Genomic DNA, 23,892 nt, shown 5'->3' with positions numbered 1-23,892 from the left:
GGTGTTGTGTGGAAATCAGTTCAGATTCGGTAAAGCCTTGTGCAGCAAATTCGAGTCTTTCAATACGCCGGCAGCGGCGGCGATGTCCGGCGCCAGCCAGCGATCCTGGTCGTAGGCCGGAACACGCTCACGCAGCAGACGCCACGCCGCATCGGTGCCGGCGCCGAAGCGTTGCTCTTTGAGGAACTCAAAAGCCTGGGCCGCCAGCAGGTACTCGATGGCGAGGATCTGCGTGCAGTTTTCCAGCGCGCGATGCAGCTTCAGCGCGGCGTTGGTGCCCATGCTCAGGTGGTCTTCCTGCAAGCCGGAAGTGACGTAGTTGTCGAGCACCGCCGGTTGCGCCAACTGGCGGTTTTCCGCACACAGCGAAGCGGCGACGTATTGCACGATCATCATCCCGGAGTTCACCCCCGGATTGGCCACCAGGAACGCCGGCAGACCGCTGACGTGCGGGTTGATCAAACGGTCCAGACGTCGTTCGGCGATGGAGCCGATTTCGGCCATGGCGATGGCCAGCAAATCAGCTGCCAACGCGACCGACTGGCCATGCGGGTTTGCTTGGGACATGACGCGGAAGTTGTCCGGTGTGCCCAGCAGCAACGGGTTATCCGTGCAGCCGTTGAGTTCGGTTTCGACTTGCTTGATCGCGTGATCGAGTTGATCGCGAGCAGCGCCGTGGACTTGCGGGATCGACCGGATGCTCAGCGCATCCTGCGTACGAATGCCTTTGCTGCTGGCAATCACTTCGCTGCCATCGAGCAGCGCCCGCAGGTTGATCCCGACCTGTTGCATGCCCGGATGCGGTTTGAGCGCGATGATCTCGGCGTCGAACGCAGCAATCTGGCCACGCTGGGCTTCGAAGCTCATGGCACTGATCACGTCGGCCCACTGCAGCAGGCGCGTCGCATCGGCAATCGCCAGGCAGCTGAGGCCGCTCATGCACGGCGTACCGTTGACCAGGCACAAACCGTCCTTGGCACCGAGTTGAACAGGTTGCAGGCCTTCTTCAGCCAGCGCCTGTTGAGCGGAAACAATCTGCCCGCGATAGCTGACATTGCCGACACCCAGCAGTGCGATGCCGATGTGTGCCATGTGGGTCAGGTAACCGACCGAACCCTGGGACGGCACTTGCGGGGTGATGCCCCGATTGAGCAGCGCCAGTAAGGCTTCGACCACTTGCCGGTGAATGCCGGATTTGCCCTGGGAGTAGTTGCGGATCGCTGCGCACATGATCGCGCGGGTCTGCTCGTCGGCCAGTGGTGCGCCGACGCCACAGGCATGGCTGAGCAAGGTGTTGCGTGACAGTTGGCTGAGCTGTTCGTCTTTGAGCGATACGTTGCAAAGCGCGCCCAGACCGGTGTTGACGCCATAGGCGCGTTCGCCGCTGGTGACGATGCGCTGGACGATCGCCTGGGCATTGTCGATGCGTGCCCAGGTCTGGGCCGACAGCTCGAGTTGTGCGCCGTGACGGGCTACCGCGACCACATCCTGCCAACGCAGCGGGGCATCGGCGATAACGATTTTTTCAGCCTGGGACATCATTAACCTCAACCGTACATCCTGAATATTGATGCAGCTCTACCGCCGCCTTCGCGAGCAAGCCTCGCTCCTACAGGTGTGGGAGCGAGCCTGCTCGCGATGGGGCCGGCACAAACGCCGCAAACCTTTAAACCACCGCCGCCCGCCGCTGTACGAACCGGTCGACATACTCATCCGCCGGCGAATGCAGGATCTCTCTCGGGGTGCCGACCTGAATCAGGCGGCCATCCTTGAGGATCGCGATGCGGTTGCCGATGCGCACGGCCTCGTCGAGGTCGTGGGTAATGAAGACGATGGTCTTGTGCAGGGTCTTTTGCAGCTCCAGCAACTGGTCCTGCATCTCGGCGCGAATCAGCGGATCGAGCGCACTGAAGGCTTCGTCCATCAGGATGATGTCGGTGTCCGCCGCCAACGCACGTGCCAGGCCCACACGCTGACGCATGCCGCCCGAGAGCTGATGCGGGTATTTGTTTTCGTAGCCCTTGAGGCCCACGGTGTTGATCCAGTGCAGCGCGCGTTCGGTGCACATCTGCTTGCTCTCGCCGCGCACTTTCAGGCCATAGGCGACGTTGTCCACCACGGTCTTGTGCGGCAACAGGCCAAAGCTCTGGAACACCATGCTGATCTTGCGACGACGAAATTCGCGCAGGGCTTCCATGTCGTATTGCAGGATGTCCACGCCATCCACCAGGATCGCGCCGCTGGTCGGGTCGATCAGGCGGTTGAAGTGGCGCACCAGGGTCGATTTACCGGAACCGGACAGGCCCATGATCACGAAGATCTCGCCGCTGCCGATGCTCAACGACAGGTCGTTCACACCGACCACGCAGCCGGTTTCGGCCAGCACCTGATCCTTGGTCTTGCCCTGGCCGATCATGCCCAGCGCTTCCTTGGAACGGTTACCGAAAATCTTGAAGACGTTTTTGACTTCGATCTTGCTGATGGCTGCGTTGCTCATTTGCTCACCTCATGCCGTGCACGACCGTACGCCTGTGTAATGCGGTCGATCACCACTGCCAGAATCACGATCGCCAGACCGGCTTCAAGGCCGCGTCCGACGTTGAGGGTCTGAATCCCCACCAACACATCTTCACCCAGGCCACGGGCACCGATCATCGAGGCAATCACCACCATCGACAGGGCCATCATGGTGGTCTGGTTGATCCCGGCCATGATGCTCGGCAGGGCCAGCGGCAATTGCACGCCGAACAGTTGCTGCCAGCGGTTGGCACCGAAGGCGTTGATCGCTTCCATCACTTCACCGTCGACCTGGCGGATGCCCAGATCAGTCAGGCGGATCAGCGGCGGCGCGGCGTAGATCACGGTGGCGAAAATCGCCGGGACCTTGCCCAGGCCGAACAGCATCAGCACCGGGATCAGGTACACGAAGCTCGGCATGGTCTGCATGATGTCCAGCAACGGCATCAGCACCGAACGCAGGCGATTGCTGCGTGCCGAGAGAATGCCCAGCGGAATGCCGATCAGCACCGAAATGACCGTCGCGACCATCATCAGCGCGAGGGTCTGCATCAGCTTGTCCCAGAGGCCGACCGCGCCGACCAGGAACAGCAAACCGACGATCACGGAGGTGGTCACGACCTTGCGGGTCGCGTGCCAGGCAACGCCCGCCACGATCGCCAGCATCAGCCACCAGGGCGCCGCACGCAGCAGCCCTTCAAGATTGACGATGGCCCACAACAGGGTGTCGGAGATGCTGCGGAACACATCGCCGTAGTTGGTGACCAGCGAATCGACCCAACCGTTGACCCAGTCGGCGATGGAAAAGGTAAAGCTTTCGGGAAACATAAGAGACTCTCAATCAAGGGGTTGCGATCAAGCATCCGACTGCCGCTGACGGCAGTCGGAGAAGCTCAACCTACAAGGCCGCGTCGATCTTTTTGGCTGCGTCTTCGCTCACCCATGCGTGCCAGACTTCAGGATGTTCCTTCAAGAAGATCTTGGCCAGTTTTGGCGACTCGATCCGCTCTTTGGCCATACGCCCGAGGTTCTGGTTCAGCAGGTCGATCGGCAGGTTGACCTTTTCCAGCACGGCCACCAGTTCCGGGGCTTGCTCGTGGAAGGTCTTGGACAGGCCGACCTTGATGGTCACGCGCTTGTCCACGCCCGGCTTCTCTTCGAGTTTCACCAGGTCAACCTGGCCCATCAGCGGCGTTGGCGACCAGTAGTAGAACAGGATCGGCTCGCCACGCTTGTAGCTCGACAGCACTGCGGCATCCAGTGCCGGGCCGGTGCCCGGACGGAAGTTGGTGTAGCTGCTTTCCAGGCCGTAGCTTTTCAGCATTTCGCTGTTGTCCAGCTCACAGGTCCAGCCCGCCGGGCAGTTGTAGAAACGGCCCTTGGCGGGTTCTTCGGCGTCCTTGAACACGGCGGCATACTTGCCCAGGTCAGCAATGTTTTTCAGGTCCGGCGCCTTGGCTTCCAGTTTGCGCTTGGCGTCGCCTTCGATCACGTAGCGCGGCACGTACCAGCCTTCGACTGCGCCCACGACTGGCGCGCCGACACCGACGACTTTGCCGGCCTTCTCGGCCTTGTTCCAGACTTCGCTGCGGCCGACCCACTCTTCGGCAAACACTTGAATGTCGTTGCTGCTCAGGGCGTTTTCCATGGTGATGGAGTTGCCCGGCAGGCTGTCGGTCTTGCAGTCGTAGCCTTTCTCCAGCACGACTTGCAGCACGTCGGTCAGGAGCATGGCGCTTTCCCAGTTCAGGCCGGCGAATTTCACCGGTTTGCCCGATTCGCACCAACCGGCTGCCTGAGTGGCGCCGGCGCTGGCCAGCAGGCCCATGGAAAGCAATGTGGTCAGCAGGGTCTTGTTCGATTTCATTGTTGTGACGCTCCTAATCATGAATTGGCTTACGGCAGTCAAGAGGCATCCAGCCCTGTCCACGTCCAATCAGGCCTGCGCCGCAGCGCGACCGACATTCAGCTTTTGTTCGGTAATAACGTCCCGCTCGACCGGCAGGATCAGTTGATCGGGCACTGTGCCGTGCCATTTTTTTGCACACACGTAATACAGGGCGGCGGGAATCACCAGGCCGATGATCCAGGAGATATCCACATCACCCAGAGCGGCCACCAGCGGACCTGTATAGAACTTGCTGGAGATGAATGGCAGCTGCACCAGCACACCGAAAACATAGACGCTGATACCCAGAACGTTCCAACGACCGTAACGACCGTTCGGATCGGACAGCGCCGGCACGTCATAGCGCTCGCGGGTGATGCAGTAGTAGTCCACCAGGTTGATCGCGCTCCATGGGGTAAAGAACGCCAGCAAGAACAGGATGAAGGACTTGAACGCACCGAGGAACGAATGCTGGCCGAGCAACGCCATCAGGGTCGCCGCACCGACGATGACCAGCACAAACAGCAGACGCTGCAAGCGCGTTACTTTCAGGTCACCACGGAAACCGCTGATGATGGTCGCGATGCACATGAAGCTGCCGTAGGAGTTCAGCGTGGAGATGGTGACCTTGCCGAACGCGATGCTGAAGTACAGCAGCGCAGCAGTGGCACCGGTACCACCCAGACCTACGATGTAGGCCACTTCGTGACCGGCGAATTGCCCATTGGCCGAGGCGGCGGCAAACACGCCGAGGATCATTGCCACCTGCGCGCCAATGACCGAACCTGCACCCGCGGCGAAAAAGGTTTTCACCGAGGAAGTCTTGCTCGGCAGGTAGCGTGAATAGTCAGCCACGTAAGGACCGAAGGCGATCTGCCAGGACGCCGCGAGCGACACCGCAAGCAGGAAGCTGCTCCAGCTGAAGTGGCGGATTTGCAGGAGTGCGCCAACGTCAGTCTGGCTCATCAAACGGCTGAACAGGTAAACGAAGGCAATCACACCAATGACGCTGGCAATACGGCCAATCCAATGGATCACCCGATAGCCCAGCACCGTGACCAGCACGATGACACTGGCGAAGATGAGGATACCGACGGTGTCACTGACGCCAAACAACTGGCCCAGCGCCTGACCGGACAGCACGGTGCCCGTTGCGGTGAAACCCAGGTACATCAGGCACACCAGAACGATCGGGATCGCCGCGCCATAAACGCCGAACTGCACACGGCTGGAGATCATCTGCGGCAGGCCAAGCTTGGGCCCTTGCGCAGCGTGCAGCGCCATCACCCCGCCGCCGAGCAGTTGACCGATCAACAGACCGATCAACGACCAGAACACGTCACCGCCCAGCACCACGGCCAGGGCCCCGGTGACAATCGCGGTGATTTGCAGGTTGGCACCCATCCACAGCGTGAACTGGCTGAACAGACGACCGTGTCTTTCCGCTTCCGGGATGTAGTCGATCGAGCGTTTCTCGATCAACGGTTTGCTGCCTGCACGATCGTTGTTAACAGCCATGATTCAACCTCTGTGGATTGTTCTTCCGGGTTGGTAAAAATCTTTGTAGGAGCCGGCTTGCCGGCGATACAGGCACCCTGATGTGTCAGGTAAATCGCCATCGCCAGCAAGCTGGCTCCTACAGAGGTGTTGCGCTATTTACCGGTAATCATCGGCAAGTTCAGCCCTTGTTCCTTGGCGCAGTCGATCGCGATCTGGTAACCCGCATCGGCGTGACGCATAACGCCGGTGGCCGGGTCGTTGTGCAGAACGCGGGCGATACGCTCGGCCGCTTCGTCAGTACCGTCGCAGACAATCACCATGCCGGAATGCTGGGAGAAGCCCATGCCGACGCCGCCGCCGTGGTGCAGGGAAACCCAGGTCGCGCCGCTCGCGGTATTGAGCAGGGCGTTGAGCAGTGGCCAGTCGGACACGGCATCGGAACCGTCTTGCATCGATTCGGTTTCGCGGTTCGGGCTCGACACCGAACCGGAGTCCAGGTGGTCGCGACCGATCACGATTGGCGCGGACAATTCACCGCTGCGTACCATTTCGTTGAACGCCAGGCCGAGCTTGGCGCGCAGGCCCAGGCCAACCCAGCAGATACGTGCCGGCAGACCCTGGAAGCTGATGCGCTCGCGCGCCATGTCCAGCCAGTTGTGCAGGTGAGCGTCGTCCGGGATCAGTTCCTTGACCTTGGCGTCGGTTTTGTAGATGTCTTCAGCGTTGCCCGACAGTGCAGCCCAACGGAACGGGCCGATACCACGGCAGAACAGCGGACGGATGTAAGCCGGTACGAAGCCTGGGAAGTCGAATGCGTTTTCCACGCCTTCTTCCTGGGCCATCTGACGGATGTTGTTGCCGTAGTCGAAAGTCGGGATGCCCATTTTCTGGAAATCCAGCATCGCTTTAACGTGCACGGCCATCGATTGCTTGGCGGCTTTCACCACGGCAGCAGGCTCGGTCTTGGCACGAGCGCGGTACTCTTCCCAGGTCCAGCCGGCCGGCAGGTAACCGTTGAGCGGGTCGTGGGCGCTGGTCTGGTCGGTGACCATATCCGGGCGCACACCTCGACGGACCAGTTCCGGCAGGATTTCAGCGGCGTTACCCAGCAGGGCGATGGAAATCGCTTTGCCTTCCTTGGTGTATTTCTCGATGCGGGCCAGAGCGTCGTCGAGGTCTTTGGCTTGCTCGTCGACGTAGCGGCTGTTCAAACGGAAATCGATGCTGACCTGTTGGCATTCGATGTTCAGCGAGCAAGCGCCGGCCAGGGTTGCAGCCAGAGGTTGAGCGCCGCCCATGCCGCCCAGGCCTGCGGTCAGGACCCAACGACCTTTGAGGTCATCGTTGTAGTGTTGGCGACCGGCTTCGACGAAGGTTTCGTAGGTGCCTTGAACGATGCCCTGGCTACCGATGTAGATCCAGCTGCCGGCGGTCATCTGGCCGTACATGGCCAGGCCTTTGGCGTCGAGTTCGTTGAAGTGTTCCCAGCTCGCCCAGTGTGGCACCAGGTTGGAGTTGGCAATCAGTACGCGCGGAGCGTTGCTGTGGGTCTTGAACACGCCGACCGGCTTGCCGGATTGCACCAGCAGGGTCTCGTCTTCGTTCAGGTTGGTCAGGCTTTCGACAATCTTGTCGTAGCATTCCCAGTTACGCGCCGCACGACCGATACCACCGTAAACCACCAGCTCTTTAGGGTTCTCGGCGACTTCCGGGTCGAGGTTGTTCATCAGCATACGCAGCGGCGCTTCGGTCAGCCAGCTCTTGGCGGTCAGCTTGTTACCGCGGGCGGCACGGATTTCAACGTCACGAAACTTAGTAGGTTTCTGGGTATTGTCAGTCACGAAAAAGACTCCTCAGCGATCAATTCAAACCAACCCTGGCGGTGGGTAAGCCAGCCTGTGCGCGTCAACGCGACACAAGCGAATCAGTGGACGCTGCGGAGAGTCTCGATCGACTCATACGCATACGTCTTTACTTGTACATACAAGCATATGCAATCAAGCGGCCAACTTGTTGGATGGGTGTTCAAGAAAAGTTTCTGGAAGGCTGGAAGCCCCCTGGATCAAGGGTTTTGGAGAAGATGAAATTTTTCGGGAGGATTTTGCGGAGGGGAGGACTGTTGTTACTTGAGCGTGGTTTTGCGCCACGCTGGGGCGTTCGGTAACAAAGTGGTGCGCATTAGGGAACGGATTTGATCGGTGGAAAAACTTCGCGGGCAAGCCTCGCTCCTACAGGGGATCTGCGGTCCACTGTAGGAGCGAGGCTTGCCCGCGAAAGGATTTTGGATCAGCGTGCAGTCAGCTCGACCACACAGCATGGGCCGTTACTGGAGACTTCCAGCAGGCCGTTATTACCGTCGAGTTGCAGGCAGTCATGGCGACCCAATTGCTGGGTGTTGTTACCGACCTGCAATTCCAGCGCCTCGCCGACACTGAACACCAACACCGTGCCCGCCGAACTGAAAAACCGTTGTTCGCCGTCCAGCCACTGCAACCGTGCGCTGTAACGCTGCGGCGCATAAATCAGGTTGAAGTCGCGAATCGGCCCGCCAAGCAGAGTGCACGACACCTGGCTCTCGCCACTGAACGCAAACGGTTCCAGCGGTAACAACGGATGCGTGTCCTGGCCATCGACGCGCAAGGTCATGCCGTCGCCTTGCAGCACGGTGATCACTCGCTCATAGCCAGTGAACGTCGAGAAGCCACCCGACTCACCAATATCGGCAATCGACAGGCGCCAGCCGAAGCCATCCAGGCCAGTACCCGCATCGCGGGTGATTTCTTCAGTGCTGCCGCCGCCGTTTTTCCACGGCATGCGCGGGTAATCAACGGCACGTAAAACCTTTATCTGACTCATTTATGAAACCGACCTTCCAGACGATGACGGGAACCAGGGTGGATCAAACGGGCGGCGGTCACCGGCTGACGGCCAGACCAGGTGCGGCGACGAATCAGCAGGCACGGCTCGCCTTTCTCAATCTGCAGCAATTTGCACTCGCTGGCCTCGGCCAGAATCGCCTCGACCACATGCTCGCCTTCGGTCAGCGGCGCGACCTGGTTCAGATAGGCGTAAGGCGTTTGCAGCGTGAAGTCCTGCTTGAGGTAGTCCGGGGCGACCAGCGCGTTGACGAAACGGTCTTCGATTTGCACCGGAATATCGTTTTCGAAATGCACGATCAGCGAGTGGAAGACTTTTTGACCTTCACGCATGTCCAGCGCCAGGGCGCGCTCGGAACCGGCGGCCTCTTCTTCAAGGGTAATGACCTTGCAGGTATGGCGATGGCCACGGGAGGCGATTTCGTCGGCGATGTTGTGCACTTCGAACAGCGCGGACTGGCTTTTCGGTTCGGCGACGAACGTGCCGACGCCTTGCATACGCACCAACAGACCGTCGGCAGTCATCTCGCGCAGCGCGCGGTTGATGGTCATGCGGCTGAAACCGAGTTGGCTGACCAACTCGCTTTCCGACGGAACGCGGTAGTGCGGCGGCCAGTTTCCACTGTCGATTTGCTGGGTGATCATCTGTTTGACGCGGGCGTACAAGGGCGCCGGACTGTCGCCCATGTTCGCGGCCAACGGTGACACTGGTGGCGGAGTCGGCACGGTTAATCCTTGGTCGTTTAGTAAAGGTTGCTAGCTTGCCGGAGTTTACCGGGCAGGCAAACGTCTGTATATGTATATACAAATAACACACGATGGGGTGCTGAACCATGTCCGCCTTCTTTGCCGAACGCGCGCTGCTGCCTAGTGGATGGGCCAACAATGTACGTCTTGAGGTCAGCGCCGACGGCGTTTTGACCCATATCCAGGCCGATTCCCACGCAGATGGTGCCGAACGGCTAAGCGGTCCGCTGCTGCCAGGCATGCCGAATCTGCACTCCCACGCGTTCCAGCGAGCGATGGCCGGGCTGGCGGAAGTGGCCGGTAATCCGAACGACAGTTTCTGGACCTGGCGCGATTTGATGTACCGTCTCGTCGGAAAAATCAGCCCCGACCAACTCGGCGTAATCGCCCGTCAGCTGTACATCGAAATGCTCAAGGCCGGTTACACCTCGGTGGCGGAATTTCATTACGTGCACCACGACACAAGCGGCCAACCCTATGCAGATCCGGCCGAACTGGCATTGCGCATCAGCCAGGCGGCCAGCTCGGCCGGCATCGGTTTGACCCTGCTGCCGGTGCTCTACAGCCATTCCGGTTTCGGCGGCCAGACGCCGAACGACGGCCAGCGTCGCTTTATCAACAGCACTGAAAACTACCTCAAGCTCCAGTCGCGCTTGCAGCCGATCCTGGCGCAGCAACCGGCCCAATCGCTGGGTCTGTGCTTCCACTCGTTGCGTGCGGTAACACCGCAACAGATCAGCGAAGTGCTGGCGGCCAGCGACAAGCAGTGCCCGGTGCACATTCACATCGCCGAGCAGCAGAAGGAAGTCGACGACTGCCTGAGCTGGAGCGGTCGCCGGCCGCTGCAATGGCTGTATGAAAATACCGAAGTCGACCAACGCTGGTGCCTGGTCCACGCGACCCACGCCAACCCGGAAGAAGTCACGCTGATGGCCAAGAGTCGCGCCATTGCCGGTTTGTGCCTGACCACCGAAGCCAACCTCGGCGACGGGATTTTCCCGGCGGTGGACTTCCTCGCTCAAGGCGGGCGCATGGGCATCGGTTCTGACAGCCATGTGTCGCTGAGCGTGGTGGAAGAATTGCGCTGGCTGGAATACGGCCAGCGCCTGCGCGATCAGCGGCGCAACCGGTTGTATGGCGCGGATCAGCCGATGGTCGGCCGCACGCTGTACGACGCGGCACTCGACGGCGGCGCGCAGGCGATGGGGCAGCCGATCGGTGCACTGGAAGTTGGCAAACGGGCAGATTGGCTGGTGCTGGACGGCAACGATCCGTACCTGGCGACCGCCAGTGGCGACGGGATTCTCAATCGTTGGTTGTTTGCCGGCGGCGATCGCCAGGTGCGCGATGTGCTGGTCAATGGCCAGTGGGTTGTGCGCGATGGGCGACATGCCGCAGAAGAAGAAAGTAACCGCGCGTTCACCCAAGTCCTGCGCGATCTTTTGGGTTAACACAAACCCTTGTAGGAGCCGGCTTGCCGGCGATGGCGGACTGTCTGTCAACAGTGATGTTGAACATGACGGCCCCATCGCCGGCAAGCCGGCTCCTACAAAGGGTGCGTAATCAATTCGAGGTCTTGGCCATCTGCGTATCCGTCGCACGCCAGATCAGCCGCGTGGTGTCATACCCCTGCTGACGCGCCTTGCTCAGCAGTTCTTCGCGCACTACACCGTTGACCGTCGGGGTTCGCGACAGCAGCCACAGATACCGGCGGCTCGGGTCGCCGACGATAGCAGTCTTGTAGTCTTCGCTGACGAACAACACCCAGTATTCGCCCTTCGCCACACCCGGTATCAACCGCGAAAACCAGGTATCGAACTCGACCCACAACTTGTCGGTCTTGCCCGCCACCTGTGGATAAGCCGTGCCCTTGGCCTCTTCCCATTGCCAATCCGCCGTCAGGCAGCGATTCAGCACCAGGATGTTGCCGTCCGGCTTGAGCGTGTAATGCGCTTCGGATTGCGCACAGTTGCGCTGGAAATACATCGGCAGACGCGCCAACTCGTACCAGGTCCCTTGGTACTTCTTGAGATTGACGCTGTTGACCGTTTTCGGCGCCAACGGATTTTCACCAGAAGTGGCGCAGCCGGCCAATACCAGGCTGGCAAAAAGGAGGATCAATAACCGCTTCATTGTTTTTCTCCCGTGGGCATATCGCCCCGGTTTACTTCAGGCCTTGGCCGGAAAACATCAACACTTTGTCACCGGCGTACTGCACGCTGATAAAGCTGTTCTTGTCGCCCCAGGTGCAACTGGACATGCCGAGCGCGCCCGCGCAGTCGGTAGGTTTGCCCAGCAAGGTTTCCACCTCGGCCTTAGCCATGCCTGTCGACAACTTGGAGTAGTTTTCCTGATTGATTTTGCCGCACGCGGCCAGCAACACGCAGAACGAAAGCAGGGCGATGGAACGCAGCGACATTGTGTAGCTCCTGGGACAAAGGGGAATGGCATGACAGCCAAGCTGAAGCTTAGAAGAGAAAACCCCTGTCTGGTTCCCTGACCGAGCGCCTATTTATCGGGCCGCTCGTCTGCCTTTTGCCGAAAAATCAGCCACTTTCTCGTGTTGTTGAGCATTTCGTCGGTTTTGACAGAATTCGCCTAATCTTTGGCGCCGCTCAGTCGACATAAAAGCAGCGCAAAGCCCGTTCCTGTGGCAAATTGACGCCCCTTGTCGACCAGCACCTCCGCGGTAGTTCATTTAATGACCAGAAACATGAAGTTCAGCCACAAAATCTTGTTGGCTGCTGCCCTCGTGGTGGCCGTTGCATTCGCCTGTTTCATCCTCTTCAACGACTACCGCCAGCGCCAGACCTTGCGCAGCAGTACCGAATCGTCGATGCAGGAACTCGGCAGCCTGACCACCAGCAACATTCAAACCTGGCTGGAAAGCCGCATCCAGCTGTTGCAATCGTTGTCCCAGCAGATCGCCGTGGACGGCAGCGCCCAGGCCAGCCTCAAGCGCGCCATCGACTTGCCGGCCTACACCAGCAATTTCCAGCTGAGCTACTTCGGCGGCACTGACGGCGTGATGTTCTCGGTTCCGGCCGGCAATCGCGCCGCCGATTACGACCCTCGCGCGCGTGGCTGGTACAAGGCGGCCAACGGCGCGCAACAGACCATCGTCACCGAGCCGTACATCGCTGCGTCCTCCGGCAAACTGGTGATCACCGTGGCCACACCGGTGAAGCATCAGAACCAGATGATCGGCGTCGCCGGCGCCGACATTGACCTGTCCAGCGTCAGCGCGATCATCAACTCGCTGAACTTCGGCGGTCACGGCCATGCGTTTATCGTCAGCGCCGACGGCAAGATCCTGATCCACCCGGACAGCAAACTGGTGCTCAAGAACCTCGCCGAGGCCTACCCGAACGGCGCACCGCAAGTCAGCCCGGGCATGAAAGAGGTCGAGATCGACGGCAAACGCCAGTTCATCTCCTTCACTCACGTCAACGGCGTGCCGTCGGCGGATTGGTATGTGGCGCTGGTGCTGGATCAGGACACCGCGTTCTCGATGCTCAGCGAATTCCGCACCTCGGCGATCATCGCCATGGTTATCGCGGTGGTGATCATCATCGCGCTGCTGGGCATGCTGATCAGTTTCCTGATGCAGCCGCTGCTGACCATGGGCCGCGCCATGCATGACATCGCCGAAGGTGAAGGCGACCTGACCAAACGCCTGACCATTCACGGCCACGACGAATTCGGCGCGCTGGGTACTTCGTTCAACCGCTTTGTCGAGCGGATTCACACCTCGATTCGCGAAGTGTCCTCGGCCACCGGCCAGGTCAACGAAGTCGCCCTGCGCGTTGTCGCCGCGTCCAACTCGTCGATGTTCAACTCCGACCAGCAAGCCTCGCGCACCAGCAGCGTGGCCGCCGCCATCAATGAACTGGGCGCAGCCGCTCAGGAAATCGCCCAGAACGCCGCCCTCGCCTCGCAGCATTCCAGCGATGCACGCGCCTTGGCCGAAGACGGTCAGCAAGTGGTGGATAAAACCATCGCGGCGATGCAGCAGCTCTCGGCGAAGATCAGCGATTCGTGCGGCAACATTGAGACGCTCAACAGCAACACGGTGAACATTGGGCAGATTCTGGAAGTGATCACCAGCATCTCGCAGCAGACCAACCTGCTGGCGCTGAACGCCGCCATCGAAGCCGCACGTGCCGGTGAAGCCGGGCGCGGTTTTGCCGTGGTCGCCGACGAAGTGCGCAACCTCGCCCACCGCACCCAGGACTCGGCGCAGCAAGTGCAGAAGATGATCGAAGAACTGCAAGTCGGTGCCCGTGAAGCGGTGAGCACCATGACCGACAGCCAGCGTCAGAGTGAAAGCAGCGTCGGCATCGCCAATCAGGCGGGCGAGCGTCTGGGTAGCGTGACACAGCGGATTGGCGAGATCGACGGGATGAACCAGTCCGTGGCCACGGCGACGGAAGAGCAGACTGCGGTGGTGGAGTCGATCAATGTCGACATTACCGAGATCAACACGCTGAATCAGGAAGGGGTGGAGAACCTGCAGGCGACGTTGCGGGCGTGTTCCGATCTGGAGCAGCAGGCGGCGCGTCTTAAGCAGTTGGTCGGTAGCTTCAGGATTTAAGGCGCTCTTGCGGGCCTCATCGCGAGCAGGCTCGCTCCCACATGGATCTTCGTAACGCTGGAGATCCACTGTGGGAGCGAGCCTGCTCGCGAAGACGGCATCAGCCGCAATGAAAATTTAGAACCTTGAGCCAGGCTGCGAAAGAAACACCAACTCCTCCGCCGTAGACTCCCTTCCCAACACCGCATTGCGATGCGGAAACCGTCCAAACCGCGCAATCACCTGCTGGTGCTTCTCGGCGTAGCTCAGATAGTTGCTAAAGAGTTTCCGGTCGCCCTCTGGCTGTTGCGCCACCAGATCGATATAGCGTGAGACGGCCTCATTCTGCACCGCCAGATTCTCGCAGTGCTCGAACACCAGATAGATGAACACCCGCTGAATCGGCCGCAACTGTCGATCAAAATCCGCAGCAATGCCTTGCGCCACCAGTGCCTGAGCCCTGAGATCGCCGGAAAAGGATTTGGGTGTTTCGCGAAAGATCATTCGCGGCAGTTGATCAAGCAGCAGCACCAAGGCCAGCCAACCTTCCGGGCGTTGCGCCCAGTCAGTCAATCCGCCGGCCAGTGCCTGCTCGACCCAGTCCCCGAAACGCGTCTGCGCTTCGAGGTCCTGGCTGTCGTGCTTGCCGAACCATAACCTGCCCTTCTCAGCCGCTACTTCGTTCGGCGATTCGGAATTTCCGAACCACCATTCGAGCAACGGCTGCCAGGGCGCGGTCATGTTTATTCCTTGTGGTAAGCCGTGACGCGTGCGACTTCTTCTTTCGAACCGAGGAACACTGCTACGCGCTGGTGCAGGCCTTCCGGTTGAATGTCGAGGATGCGCTGGTGGCCGTCGGTGGACGCGCCGCCCGCCTGTTCAACCAGGAACGACATCGGGTTGGCTTCGTACATCAGGCGCAGTTTGCCCGGCTTCGACGGCTCACGGCTGTCGCGTGGGTACATGAACAGACCGCCACGGGTCAGGATGCGGTGCACGTCGGCAACCATCGCGGCAACCCAGCGCATGTTGTAGTTCTTTTTCAACGGGCCTTCATCGCCAGCCAGCAATTCGCTGACGTAACGCTGTACCGGCGCTTCCCAGTGACGCTGGTTGGAGGCGTTGATCGCGAATTCCTGAGTGGACTCAGGGATCGTGATGTCTTCATGGGTCAGCACGAAGCTGCCCATTTCACGGTCCAGGGTGAAGCCTTTGACGCCATTGCCCAGGGTCAGCACCAGCATGGTCTGTGGACCGTAGATCGCGTAACCGGCGGCAACCTGCTGAGCGCCTGGCTGCAGGAAGGCCTTTTCGTTCAAAGGCTCGTTCTGGGTCAGGTATTCGTTCGGGCAACGCAGCACCGAGAAGATCGTACCGACCGGCGCGTTGATGTCGATGTTCGACGAACCGTCCAGCGGGTCGAATACCAGCAGGTACGCGCCTTTCGGGTATTTGCCCGGGATCTGGTAGGCATTGTCCATTTCTTCGGACGCCATGCCGGCCAGGTGACCGCCCCATTCGTTGGCTTCGAGCAGGATGTCGTTGGACATCACGTCCAGCTTCTTCTGCACTTCACCTTGGACGTTTTCAGTGCCCATGCTGCCCAGAACACCACCCAGGGCGCCTTTGGAGACGGCGTGGCTGATTTCTTTACAGGCGCGCGCCACCACTTCGATCAGGAAACGCAGATCGGCAGGGGTGTTGTTGCTACGGGTCTGCTCAATCAAATAGCGACTCAGGGTAACGCGGGACATGGAAGGCTCCGGTGGAATGGGGGGCTAAAAACCCGCGCAGTTTAACGCGAGTCGGGGCGTATTTCCTCCTATCAGACGTGATACGTCCAACAGAGTTCATGTGCCGGGTTTAGCGTAGATCGAAACAGACTAAGGAATGGCGCCAGATTCGGTATTTTTGGTGGTGATAGATGACGCCTTCGCGGGCAAGCCTCGCTCCTACAGGTTGTGCGCAAATTCTGTAGGAGCGAGCGGTGCGGCGATCCGACTTGCCCGCGAATGGCGCGCAGCGCCAGCCATTCTCAGGAATTGGCCGGAGGTTTACGCAACAAGCTGAACGCCATCGCCGCCAAAAACAAAACACCCAGCAACAACACCGCCCACAACCCGAACTTCTTCCAGTTAGGTTCAGCCTGTGCAACGGATGTGAGTGTGGAGCTCGGCGTCTCTACCACCCCGCCCGACACCGTCGCCTTGCCCAACGCCGCCCACTTCGCCGCGCTGTAATCCGGAATCAACGTTGCCAGCGGCAGGTTCGCCGCTTTCACCGTCGCATTGCCCAGCGCCAGCGTATAAGGCCCGGCGCCGCGCGCCAGGAACACCAGTTGCGTCGAACGCACAGCGAAACGCACCGTCGGCGCCTCGGCGCCCAAGCCACCACCGCGCTCGTCCACCGTCAACTTCAACTGCTGCACGGTTTGCCCCGGCAGCTGCAATTCGTTCTGCACCACGTCCTGGCCACTCTGGGTCAGGCGATAGAGCAAACCACTGCTCAACAGCTGCCACGGCAGGCTGCTTTCCCGACGACCGGACAACGTCACCGGCGCCAGGCTGTTCGGTTGATTCAGTTCGACCTGCACGCGCTCGACGTTCAACCCCATCGGCAATTGCCAGGTGTATTCACCCGCCTTCACGCTGGCGCCCGCCAACGGCTGCGACCAGACCAATGGCAGCGGCAGGCTGCGCGTGCTGGCGCTTTGCAGTTGCGCCGAGGTCAATATCGGCGCCGATTGCGGCGTGTTCCACAACAAGCGCAGATAACGCGCTGATTGTCCCGGCAAGCCGACCTCATGCTGCTCGACCCGCTCGTCGGCAAACGTCAGCCGCGCCACCTGCCCGTCACCCCACGACTGCCAATGCTGCAAATCGTCGCTGGCTTCGATGCTGAAACGCTGGAAGCCATCGCGCTCGCTGGTCCAGTCGAGGATCAATTGCTGCAACGGTGCCTTGATGCCGCTGGCGTCGAGCAGCCAACCGCTCAGCACTTCTTCGCCCACCTCCAGCTGACTCGACGGCTGCACTTCGACCAGCGTGCCATTGGCGCTCGATTGCACCCGCACACTCGGCGCGCGCTCGGTGGCGTCCGCCGAGTTGTACAACGGGAACCATTTCACGTCGGTCAGGGTGGGGGTTTCGCCGGTTTTCGCGGTCTCCCGCGCCACGGCGTAGGCCTGAGCCTCACCGGCCGCGTTGAACACGCGCACATCGCTGAGGTCGGTTTGTCGCGCATTCAGCTGCACGGCCAAGGGCAATTCGAGGCGATACCACGGACCTTCGCCGCTCACGGTCAACGGCACTTGCGTGGCGAAGTCCGCCGGTTTTTCCTGCGCGTTGGCCGACAGCGCCACGCCCAACGCAACAGCGCCCAACCAGACCAGGTTCAGCTTCTGACTCAAGACGACACTCCTTCGGTTTCCGGGGCCGGTTTTCCAGATTCCGGCGTAGCGTCGACGCGCTTGGGCGGCAACGGGGCGAAATAGCCCACCACCAACAGCAACACGCCAACACCGATAAACGAGACGATCCGGGCGAGTCCGCCACGGTTACTCAATTCGACAAAGAACAGTTTCGCGACCACCACACCGATCAGCGCCGCGCCGATCAGCCAGACTTCACGACGATGGCGCAGATGGCCGCCGATCATCAGACTCAGAGCCATCAAGGTCCAGACGATCGACAGACCGGCCTGCACCTGCATCGACGCGAGCAGCAAATCCAGCTCGAACGGTACGCCGCCCCAATGGTGAGCCGTGCGATTCACCAGCGCGGTGAAAAACGCGAACAGCGAAACACCTGCGATCAGCTGCGTGGCGTGATCGAAGATGTCCTTGCGGATCGCCAGTTGCGTCACGGCGCTGCGGGCCCACACATAAACGCCGAACAGCGCAAACAGTAGCCCCAACTCCAGCGGATTGATCAGCGGCACATAGGGCAGCGGCTCGGCGGTGCCGTCGCTGACAATGTTCGCCAGCCAGAACCAGCCGAGCATGAGCAAGGCCAGCGGCGCCGCCGCGTACAGTCGATACTCGCGCGGATAAGCCGACACCGGCCACGGCCAGGCACGCGGTGCGGCCATCAACACCAGATAAACACTTGGCAGAATCGCCCAACCCAACCAACGCCAGGCGTTGTATTGCTCGGACAACAGCAGCAACCCGTAACGCAACTCCAGCGCCAGCACACCGATCAACAGCCAGCAACCGAGTACATGAGCGGTGCTCAAAGCCCGCTCGGGGAGCATCGGCGCCAGACGCCGCAGCGAGATGAAATGCACGACGAACACCGCCGCCCAGGCGAGCCAGCCGAAGTCAGCCGCCGGGTGGTAACGCGCGTGCCATGCCCCGAGCAATACCACACCCGCCACAGGAATCAGCAAAGTGCAGAGCAAACCCAGCGACGGCCATTTCAGGCGCAACGCCAACACGGCCCACAGCGCGACGCTCAGCGCCGCGACTGCCAGCAGCAACGTCGCCTGAAGATTCATCGGTGCAAAACGCAGCACTTCACTGATCCACGCCAACGCCCACCAACCCGCGCCCCACACCAGCAGCACTTCGGACAAACGCTGCAAACTCAGGACATCGAACGCCGAAGCATGGTTGCCGAGCTGCAAGCGCCAGGCGCCGACCAACGCCGCCAGCCCCAGCACCAACGGCGTCCAGAATCCGCTATGCGCCAATGGTTTCAACCCTTCGCTGGCCAGCGGCCCCAGCAGGTCCGGCCCGGCGAACAGGAACGCCGCCCCGCCAATCACCTGCAACAGCAGACCGAAGACGAAACTCACGCGCTGCTTCAGATAAAGGCTCAGCCAGATAATGAACAGACCACTGGCCGCCCACACCGCACTTGCGGTTTGCCACGGCAGCACGAACAGAACAGCGAGGTTGATCAGCACCAGGCCAGCCAGCAACACCACCGACAAACCGCGCAACAGCCGAGCATCGCTGCGCACCATGTCATCGCGGGCGGCCAGCAACATACCGGCGATCAACGCCAGGCCGATCAGCGACGCGCTGAGCAAACCGCTCCAACCCGCGCTGAACACCGCGCCAGACTCACCGCTCGCACCTTGCAGGCGCAGCAGGAACAACGCGCCGCCCAGCAATTGCACAGCGAACGCGGTGAAGAGGAAGGTGCGCGATTGCAGACGCAGACCGACAAACAACGTCGCCAGACCGGCCAGCGCCCAACTGATCGCCGTGCCGTGGGTAAAGAAGAACAGCGGCGCCAGCAGATAGAGGAAGGTCAAACCGAGGCAGGCCAGCACCGGCAAGCCTTTGCGCTCCCACGCCAACGTCTGCTCAGGCAAGGCGTTGCGCAGTTGGTAGAAACTGAACAGCAGCGCCACGCCGAGCATCAACGCGCCCAGCGGCGCACCTTCCAGCAGGCTGCTTTCGCCGAACCGCAGCTCACTGAGGAACGCCAACGCAGAGCCCAGTTGCAGCAGCAACGCAAAGGCGCGCGCCAGCGGGCGTTGCTGACGCAATCCGAGCCAGAAAATCCCGGCACCTTCCACCGCCCAAGCGGCCGCTGTCCAGCGCGCATCAAGCCCCAACGGGATCGCCAGACTGGCGAAGATCACGCCCAACGCCAGACAGGTTTCCGCCAGCAACAACGCTCGGCCACCCATCAGCAGGCGGGCCAGGCCCATGTAAATCATGCCCAGCGCCAATGCACTGAAAGCGGCAGCGAACTCCAGATGCTGGACCAGCGCGAACTGCAAACCGAAACCTACCAGCGGCGGGCCGAACAGCATCGTGCCGTCGACGTAGTCACCTTTGCGCGCCGACCAGTGCAGCAGCGCCTCGCGACTGTCGTCCTCGGGCGCGTCGCTCATTTCCAGCAACTTGCGTCGTGCAAACAGTAGCCCGATGGCCAGGTACATCAGGAAAAACACAATCAGGAACGGCTCGGTGCTCCACAGCAGCTCCGGTGTGTAGGAGCGCAGGCCCCAGGCGAAACCGATGCCGAAGGTGCCGACAAAGCCGATCAGGTTGAGCAGCCGCCAGGCCTTGAACCAGGCGATGGCGAGAATGCCGGCGTTGAGCAAGGCGAAATAGCTGAACAGCGCGACATGGTTGCCGGCGCCGGTGGACGTCAGGATCGGCGCGGCGAAACCGCCCAGCGCGGCGGCGCACGCCAGTGCCAGCGAGTCTTGAGTGATGGCCAGAATGGCCGAGAACACCGTCACCGCCACCAGCAACCCGAGCGCCGCCGTCGGATCAAGCAGCGGATGCAAACGCATGGCCGCGAACACCGTCAGGTACAACACGGCGATCCCGGTGCCTTGCAGCATCAACGCATAGTTAGTGTTGCGATGACGCAACCACCAGCCCAGACCGAGCAGGGCCAACGCAGCCGCCGCCACCCCGGCGTAACGCAGTTCGATCGGCACCACCATGCCTTCGGTGGCATAACGCAGCAGAAACGCCAGACCGAGGAACAACAGCACCACACCGACCCGCAGCACGGTGTTGCCACCGAACAGCCAGTTACGGGCGCCGCTGATGGCGCGCTCGATGAAGTTCGGGCCCCGCGGGACGGCGGGTTCGCGGGCAACCGGCTCGGGCTTCCAGGCATCGTCGGGCAGCGGACGGCTGGTTTGCGTCGCTGTCGCGGTGATCGGTTCGAGTTCGGGCGGGAGTTCCCAGACTATCTCCGGGGTCGAGACAGGGACTTCTTCGAGAATGAATACAGGGGACGGGGCCGGTTCGCTGGCAAGCGGTTCCTCGGCAAGCGGTTCGCTGGTTTCAGGCGCCTTGACGCCAGACACCTCCAGCGTGGCCAGGCGTTGCTGGACCGCATTCAGCGCCACCTGCGCCTGCTCCAGCAGAGCGCGCTGTTCAGCCGCCTGTGAACCCAAACGGCCGATGCGAATGGCCTGGCCGATACCCAACCCGAGTAACGCACCCAACAGCGCGTCGCTGAACGACTCGTCGAGTATCCAGCCCAGCACCAGCCCTATCAGCATGAACATCCATTGCATGGTCGATATCCCTAAGCGGCCCATTGCCTTGCGGTGTCTGCGCTGATGCTTTCGCGGGCAAGCCTCGCTCCTACAGGTTATGCGTAAATCCTGTAGGAGCGAGGCTTGCCCGCGAAGATGCCCGCAAGGACATCACTGAAACATCTGGCAAACTGGTGCTTAGTATATCGGCCAGGTCCAACAACCGTCGGACCTTGCGCACATTTGTGGCTAAAAGTTACTCCAATGCTTTCCAGATATCCGTCGCGTACTCGCGAATGGTCCGGTCGGAGGAGAACCAGCCCATCCGGGACGTGTTCAACACCGCCGAACGCCACCACTCGTTCGAGTCGTGCCAATGGGCTTCAACACGCATCTGCGCGTCCCAGTAGGAATCAAAATCGGCACAGACCAGGAAGCGGTCGTAGTCGATCAGCGAATCGATCAAGCCGGTGTAACGGGACGGATCATCCGGCGAGAACACCCCGCCACGAATCGCTTGCAGCACATCATTGAGCCGATGGGACGCGGCAATGTCCGGCGTCGCATTGAATTCATGATTCTGTTTGCGCGCTTCAACCTGCTGCGCGCTGAGGCCGAAGATGAACATGTGCTCGGCGCCGATGCGCTCGCACATTTCCACGTTGGCACCGTCCAGCGTGCCAATCGTCAGCGCGCCGTTGAGGCCGAACTTCATGTTACTGGTGCCCGACGCTTCGAAGCCTGCGGTGGAAATCTGCTCGGACAAATCCGCCGCCGGAATGATGCTCTCCGCCAGGCTGACGTTGTAGTTAGGCAGGAACACCACTTTGAGCAAGCCGCGCACAGTCGGGTCGTTGTTCACCACCCGGGCGATGTCGTTGGTCAGTTTGATGATCAGCTTGGCCTGGTGATAACTGGCGGCGGCCTTGCCGGCGAAGATCTTCACTCGCGGCACCCAGTCGATTTCCGGCTCGGCGCGAATCGCCTGATACAGCGCGACGGTGTGCAGCAAGTTGAGCAACTGACGTTTGTATTCGTGGATCCGTTTGACCTGCACGTCGAACATCGCCGCCGGGTTGACCGCAACCCCAAGGCGCTCGTGAATGATGTACGCAAGCGCTTTTTTGCTATGCAGGCGCTGTTCGGCGAAGGCCTTGCGGAACGCGGCTTTTTCCGCGAACGGTTCCAGATCGAGCAAGCGCTCCTCCGGGTTATCCAACAGATCAGGGCCGAGGGCATCGACCAGCATCGAGGTCAATTCCGAGTTGGCCTGATACAGCCAGCGGCGGAAGGTAATGCCGTTGGTCTTGTTGTTGATCCGCTCCGGGTAGAGCTTGTGCAGTTCGGAGAACACGGTTTTGCGCATCAGTTGCGTGTGCAACCCGGACACGCCGTTGACGCTGTGGGAGCCAAGGAATGCCAGGTTGCCCATTCGCACACGGCGACCGTTGTCCTCTTCGATCAGCGATACCGCGCGAAGCACGTCAAAATCGTGAATGCCTTTGGCGCGTAGCGAATCGATGTGCTGGGCGTTGATCAGGTAAATGATCTGCATGTGCCTTGGCAGCATCCGCTCCATCAAACCGACCGGCCAGGTTTCCAGCGCTTCCGGCAACAGCGTGTGGTTGGTGTACGAAAGCGTGTCGACGGTGACCTGCCACGCGGCGTCCCACGCCACGTCGTAGACATCGACCAATTGGCGCATCAGTTCGGCCACGGCAATGGACGGGTGAGTGTCGTTGAGCTGGATTGCCGCGTGGTCGCCCAGGGTCAGCACCGAGGTGTGCATGTTGCGATGACGGCGCAGCAAATCCTGGAGAGATGCCGCGACAAAGAAGTATTCCTGGCGCAGGCGCAGTTCCTGGCCGGCCTCGGTGCTGTCCGCCGGGTACAGTACGCGAGAGATACTTTCCGCCCGCGCCACTTCAGCGACCGCGCCGAGGTGGTCGCCGGCGTTAAAGCGCTCAAGGTGCAAATCTTCCATCGCGCGGGCACGCCACAGGCGCAGCGTGTTGACGCTCGCCCCGCGCCAGCCGACTACCGGGGTGTCATAAGCAATGGCGCGCACGGTTTCCGCCGGGGACCAGACTTGCTTGGACTTGCCGTTTGAGTCGGTCACGGTTTCGACGCTGCCGCCGAAGCCGATCGGGTAAACCACTTCTGGCCGTTCGAATTCCCACGGGTTGCCGAAATCCAGCCAGTGTTCGGTCTGTTCCTGCTGCCAGCCATCGACAATCGCCTGGCGGAACAAGCCGTGCTCATAACGAATGCCATAACCGTGGCCGGCGATGCCGAGGGTCGACATGCTTTCCATGAAGCACGCCGCCAGACGACCGAGGCCGCCGTTACCCAGGGCGGCGTCGGGTTCCAGCAGGCGGATACGTTCGAGATCGACGCCGAGTTCGGTCAGCGCTTCGCGGGCGACGTCGAGCAGGCCAAGGTTGCTCAAACTGTCGTAGAGCAGCCGGCCGATGAGAAATTCCAGGGAGAGGTAATAAACCCGCTTCTGACCTTTGCGGTAGATCTGCCGGGTGTGGTCCATCCAGTGCTCGACCATGTGATCGCGCGCCGCCAGCGCAATGGCTTCGAACCAGTCGTGGTCGAAGGCGTGATCCGGGTCTTTACCCACCGCGTAGGTGAGTTTGGTCAAGACGGCGTCGCGGAATGCGGCCACCTCTGCTTCGCGAACAAGTGGTTCTTGAGTCATCGATAAGACCTCGAGCGAGCTTTGAGTTGTCTGAGCCTAGACGGTCTGACAGGCGGTAGAGGCTCTGGTTCGGCAGTTTTTCCTGTTAGTGCGAGATAGGTCGGCATTACCTTGTCGTGTACCT

The 23,892-nt window shown here is 60.8% G+C and carries 17 protein-coding genes and 1 pseudogene; 3 read left to right on the top strand and 15 right to left on the bottom strand.

Annotation, left to right across the window (positions count from 1 at the left end):
* Positions 1-15: 15 nt before the first annotated feature.
* The 8 genes from hutH to hutC form a co-directional block, all read right to left on the bottom strand.
* The gene (gene hutH / locus J4E42_RS03995) at positions 16-1,539 is read right to left on the bottom strand and encodes a histidine ammonia-lyase (protein WP_207284661.1); all 1,524 of its coding nucleotides are present in this window, start codon (positions 1,537-1,539) and stop codon (positions 16-18) included.
* Between the two features lie 127 nt (positions 1,540-1,666).
* On the bottom strand, positions 1,667-2,497 hold the full coding sequence (locus J4E42_RS03990; RefSeq protein ID WP_008036590.1) for a glycine betaine/L-proline ABC transporter ATP-binding protein: 831 nt from the start codon (positions 2,495-2,497) through the stop codon (positions 1,667-1,669).
* Positions 2,494-3,345: a proline/glycine betaine ABC transporter permease gene (locus J4E42_RS03985; protein ID WP_008025264.1), complete on the bottom strand. Its 852-nt coding sequence runs from the start codon at positions 3,343-3,345 to the stop codon at positions 2,494-2,496. Before J4E42_RS03985 ends, J4E42_RS03990 begins: the two co-directional genes overlap by 4 nt.
* A gap of 70 nt (positions 3,346-3,415) precedes the next feature.
* On the bottom strand, positions 3,416-4,384 hold the full coding sequence (locus J4E42_RS03980; protein WP_008025265.1) for an ABC transporter substrate-binding protein: 969 nt from the start codon (positions 4,382-4,384) through the stop codon (positions 3,416-3,418).
* A 69-nt stretch (positions 4,385-4,453) separates the two neighbouring features.
* A complete protein-coding gene (locus tag J4E42_RS03975; RefSeq protein WP_207284660.1) occupies positions 4,454-5,923 on the bottom strand; it encodes a cytosine permease in 1,470 nt (489 codons plus the stop codon).
* Positions 5,924-6,057: 134 nt separating this feature from the next.
* Positions 6,058-7,746: a urocanate hydratase gene (gene hutU / locus J4E42_RS03970; RefSeq protein ID WP_192226835.1), complete on the bottom strand. Its 1,689-nt coding sequence runs from the start codon at positions 7,744-7,746 to the stop codon at positions 6,058-6,060.
* Positions 7,747-8,191: 445 nt separating this feature from the next.
* Positions 8,192-8,761, bottom strand: coding sequence for a HutD family protein (locus tag J4E42_RS03965; RefSeq protein ID WP_207284659.1), 570 nt, complete (start codon positions 8,759-8,761; stop codon positions 8,192-8,194).
* Entirely contained in the window at positions 8,758-9,468 is a 711-nt protein-coding gene (gene hutC, locus J4E42_RS03960) for a histidine utilization repressor (protein WP_172435301.1), read from the bottom strand. The genes J4E42_RS03965 and hutC overlap by 4 nt, the downstream gene beginning before the upstream one ends.
* A 146-nt stretch (positions 9,469-9,614) precedes the next feature.
* Between hutC and J4E42_RS03955 the strand changes: the two genes are divergently transcribed.
* Positions 9,615-10,979 (top strand): formimidoylglutamate deiminase, encoded by a 1,365-nt coding sequence (locus J4E42_RS03955; RefSeq protein WP_008036578.1) that lies wholly within the window; start codon positions 9,615-9,617, stop codon positions 10,977-10,979.
* A 112-nt stretch (positions 10,980-11,091) separates the two neighbouring features.
* Here J4E42_RS03955 and J4E42_RS03950 read toward each other — a convergent pair whose 3' ends face one another.
* Together J4E42_RS03950 and J4E42_RS03945 are read right to left on the bottom strand one after the other, a co-directional pair.
* Positions 11,092-11,661 carry a lipocalin family protein gene (locus J4E42_RS03950; protein ID WP_207284658.1) on the bottom strand — a complete coding sequence of 190 codons (570 nt, stop codon included), beginning with the start codon at positions 11,659-11,661 and terminating at the stop codon, positions 11,092-11,094.
* Between the two features lie 31 nt (positions 11,662-11,692).
* On the bottom strand, positions 11,693-11,947 hold the full coding sequence (locus J4E42_RS03945) for a hypothetical protein (RefSeq protein WP_008028040.1): 255 nt from the start codon (positions 11,945-11,947) through the stop codon (positions 11,693-11,695).
* A 282-nt stretch (positions 11,948-12,229) separates the two neighbouring features.
* On the opposite strand from J4E42_RS03945, the pseudogene J4E42_RS29655 reads away from it, so the two are divergent.
* Positions 12,230-13,264: pseudogene (locus J4E42_RS29655) on the top strand (cache domain-containing protein); the annotation flags it as partial.
* Positions 13,265-13,357: 93 nt separating this feature from the next.
* Entirely contained in the window at positions 13,358-14,122 is a 765-nt protein-coding gene (locus tag J4E42_RS29650) for a methyl-accepting chemotaxis protein (RefSeq protein ID WP_371927683.1), read from the top strand.
* Between the two features lie 117 nt (positions 14,123-14,239).
* On the opposite strand, the gene J4E42_RS03935 is transcribed toward J4E42_RS29650, so the two are convergent.
* From J4E42_RS03935 to J4E42_RS03915, 5 genes are all read right to left on the bottom strand, one after another.
* On the bottom strand, positions 14,240-14,842 hold the full coding sequence (locus J4E42_RS03935) for a DUF924 family protein (protein WP_207284657.1): 603 nt from the start codon (positions 14,840-14,842) through the stop codon (positions 14,240-14,242).
* A 2-nt stretch (positions 14,843-14,844) separates the two neighbouring features.
* A complete protein-coding gene (locus J4E42_RS03930) occupies positions 14,845-15,855 on the bottom strand; it encodes a class 1 fructose-bisphosphatase (RefSeq protein WP_008040991.1) in 1,011 nt (336 codons plus the stop codon).
* 281 nt (positions 15,856-16,136) lie between these two features.
* On the bottom strand, positions 16,137-17,510 hold the full coding sequence (locus tag J4E42_RS03925; RefSeq protein WP_207284656.1) for a DUF3999 domain-containing protein: 1,374 nt from the start codon (positions 17,508-17,510) through the stop codon (positions 16,137-16,139).
* Positions 17,507-21,100: a DUF2339 domain-containing protein gene (locus J4E42_RS03920; RefSeq protein WP_207284655.1), complete on the bottom strand. Its 3,594-nt coding sequence runs from the start codon at positions 21,098-21,100 to the stop codon at positions 17,507-17,509. The genes J4E42_RS03925 and J4E42_RS03920 overlap by 4 nt, the downstream gene beginning before the upstream one ends.
* A 217-nt stretch (positions 21,101-21,317) precedes the next feature.
* Positions 21,318-23,768, bottom strand: a complete 2,451-nt coding sequence (locus J4E42_RS03915; RefSeq protein ID WP_008028030.1) for a glycogen/starch/alpha-glucan phosphorylase — start codon at positions 23,766-23,768, stop codon at positions 21,318-21,320.
* Positions 23,769-23,892 lie beyond the last annotated feature (124 nt).

The sequence above is a fragment of the Pseudomonas sp. FW300-N2A2 genome, assembly GCF_017351735.1.
In the GTDB taxonomy this organism is placed as follows: Bacteria; Pseudomonadota; Gammaproteobacteria; order Pseudomonadales; family Pseudomonadaceae; genus Aquipseudomonas; species Aquipseudomonas migulae.
The sequence above is the reverse complement of the archived record's forward strand: the minus strand, read 5'-3'. Positions and strand labels throughout refer to the sequence as shown.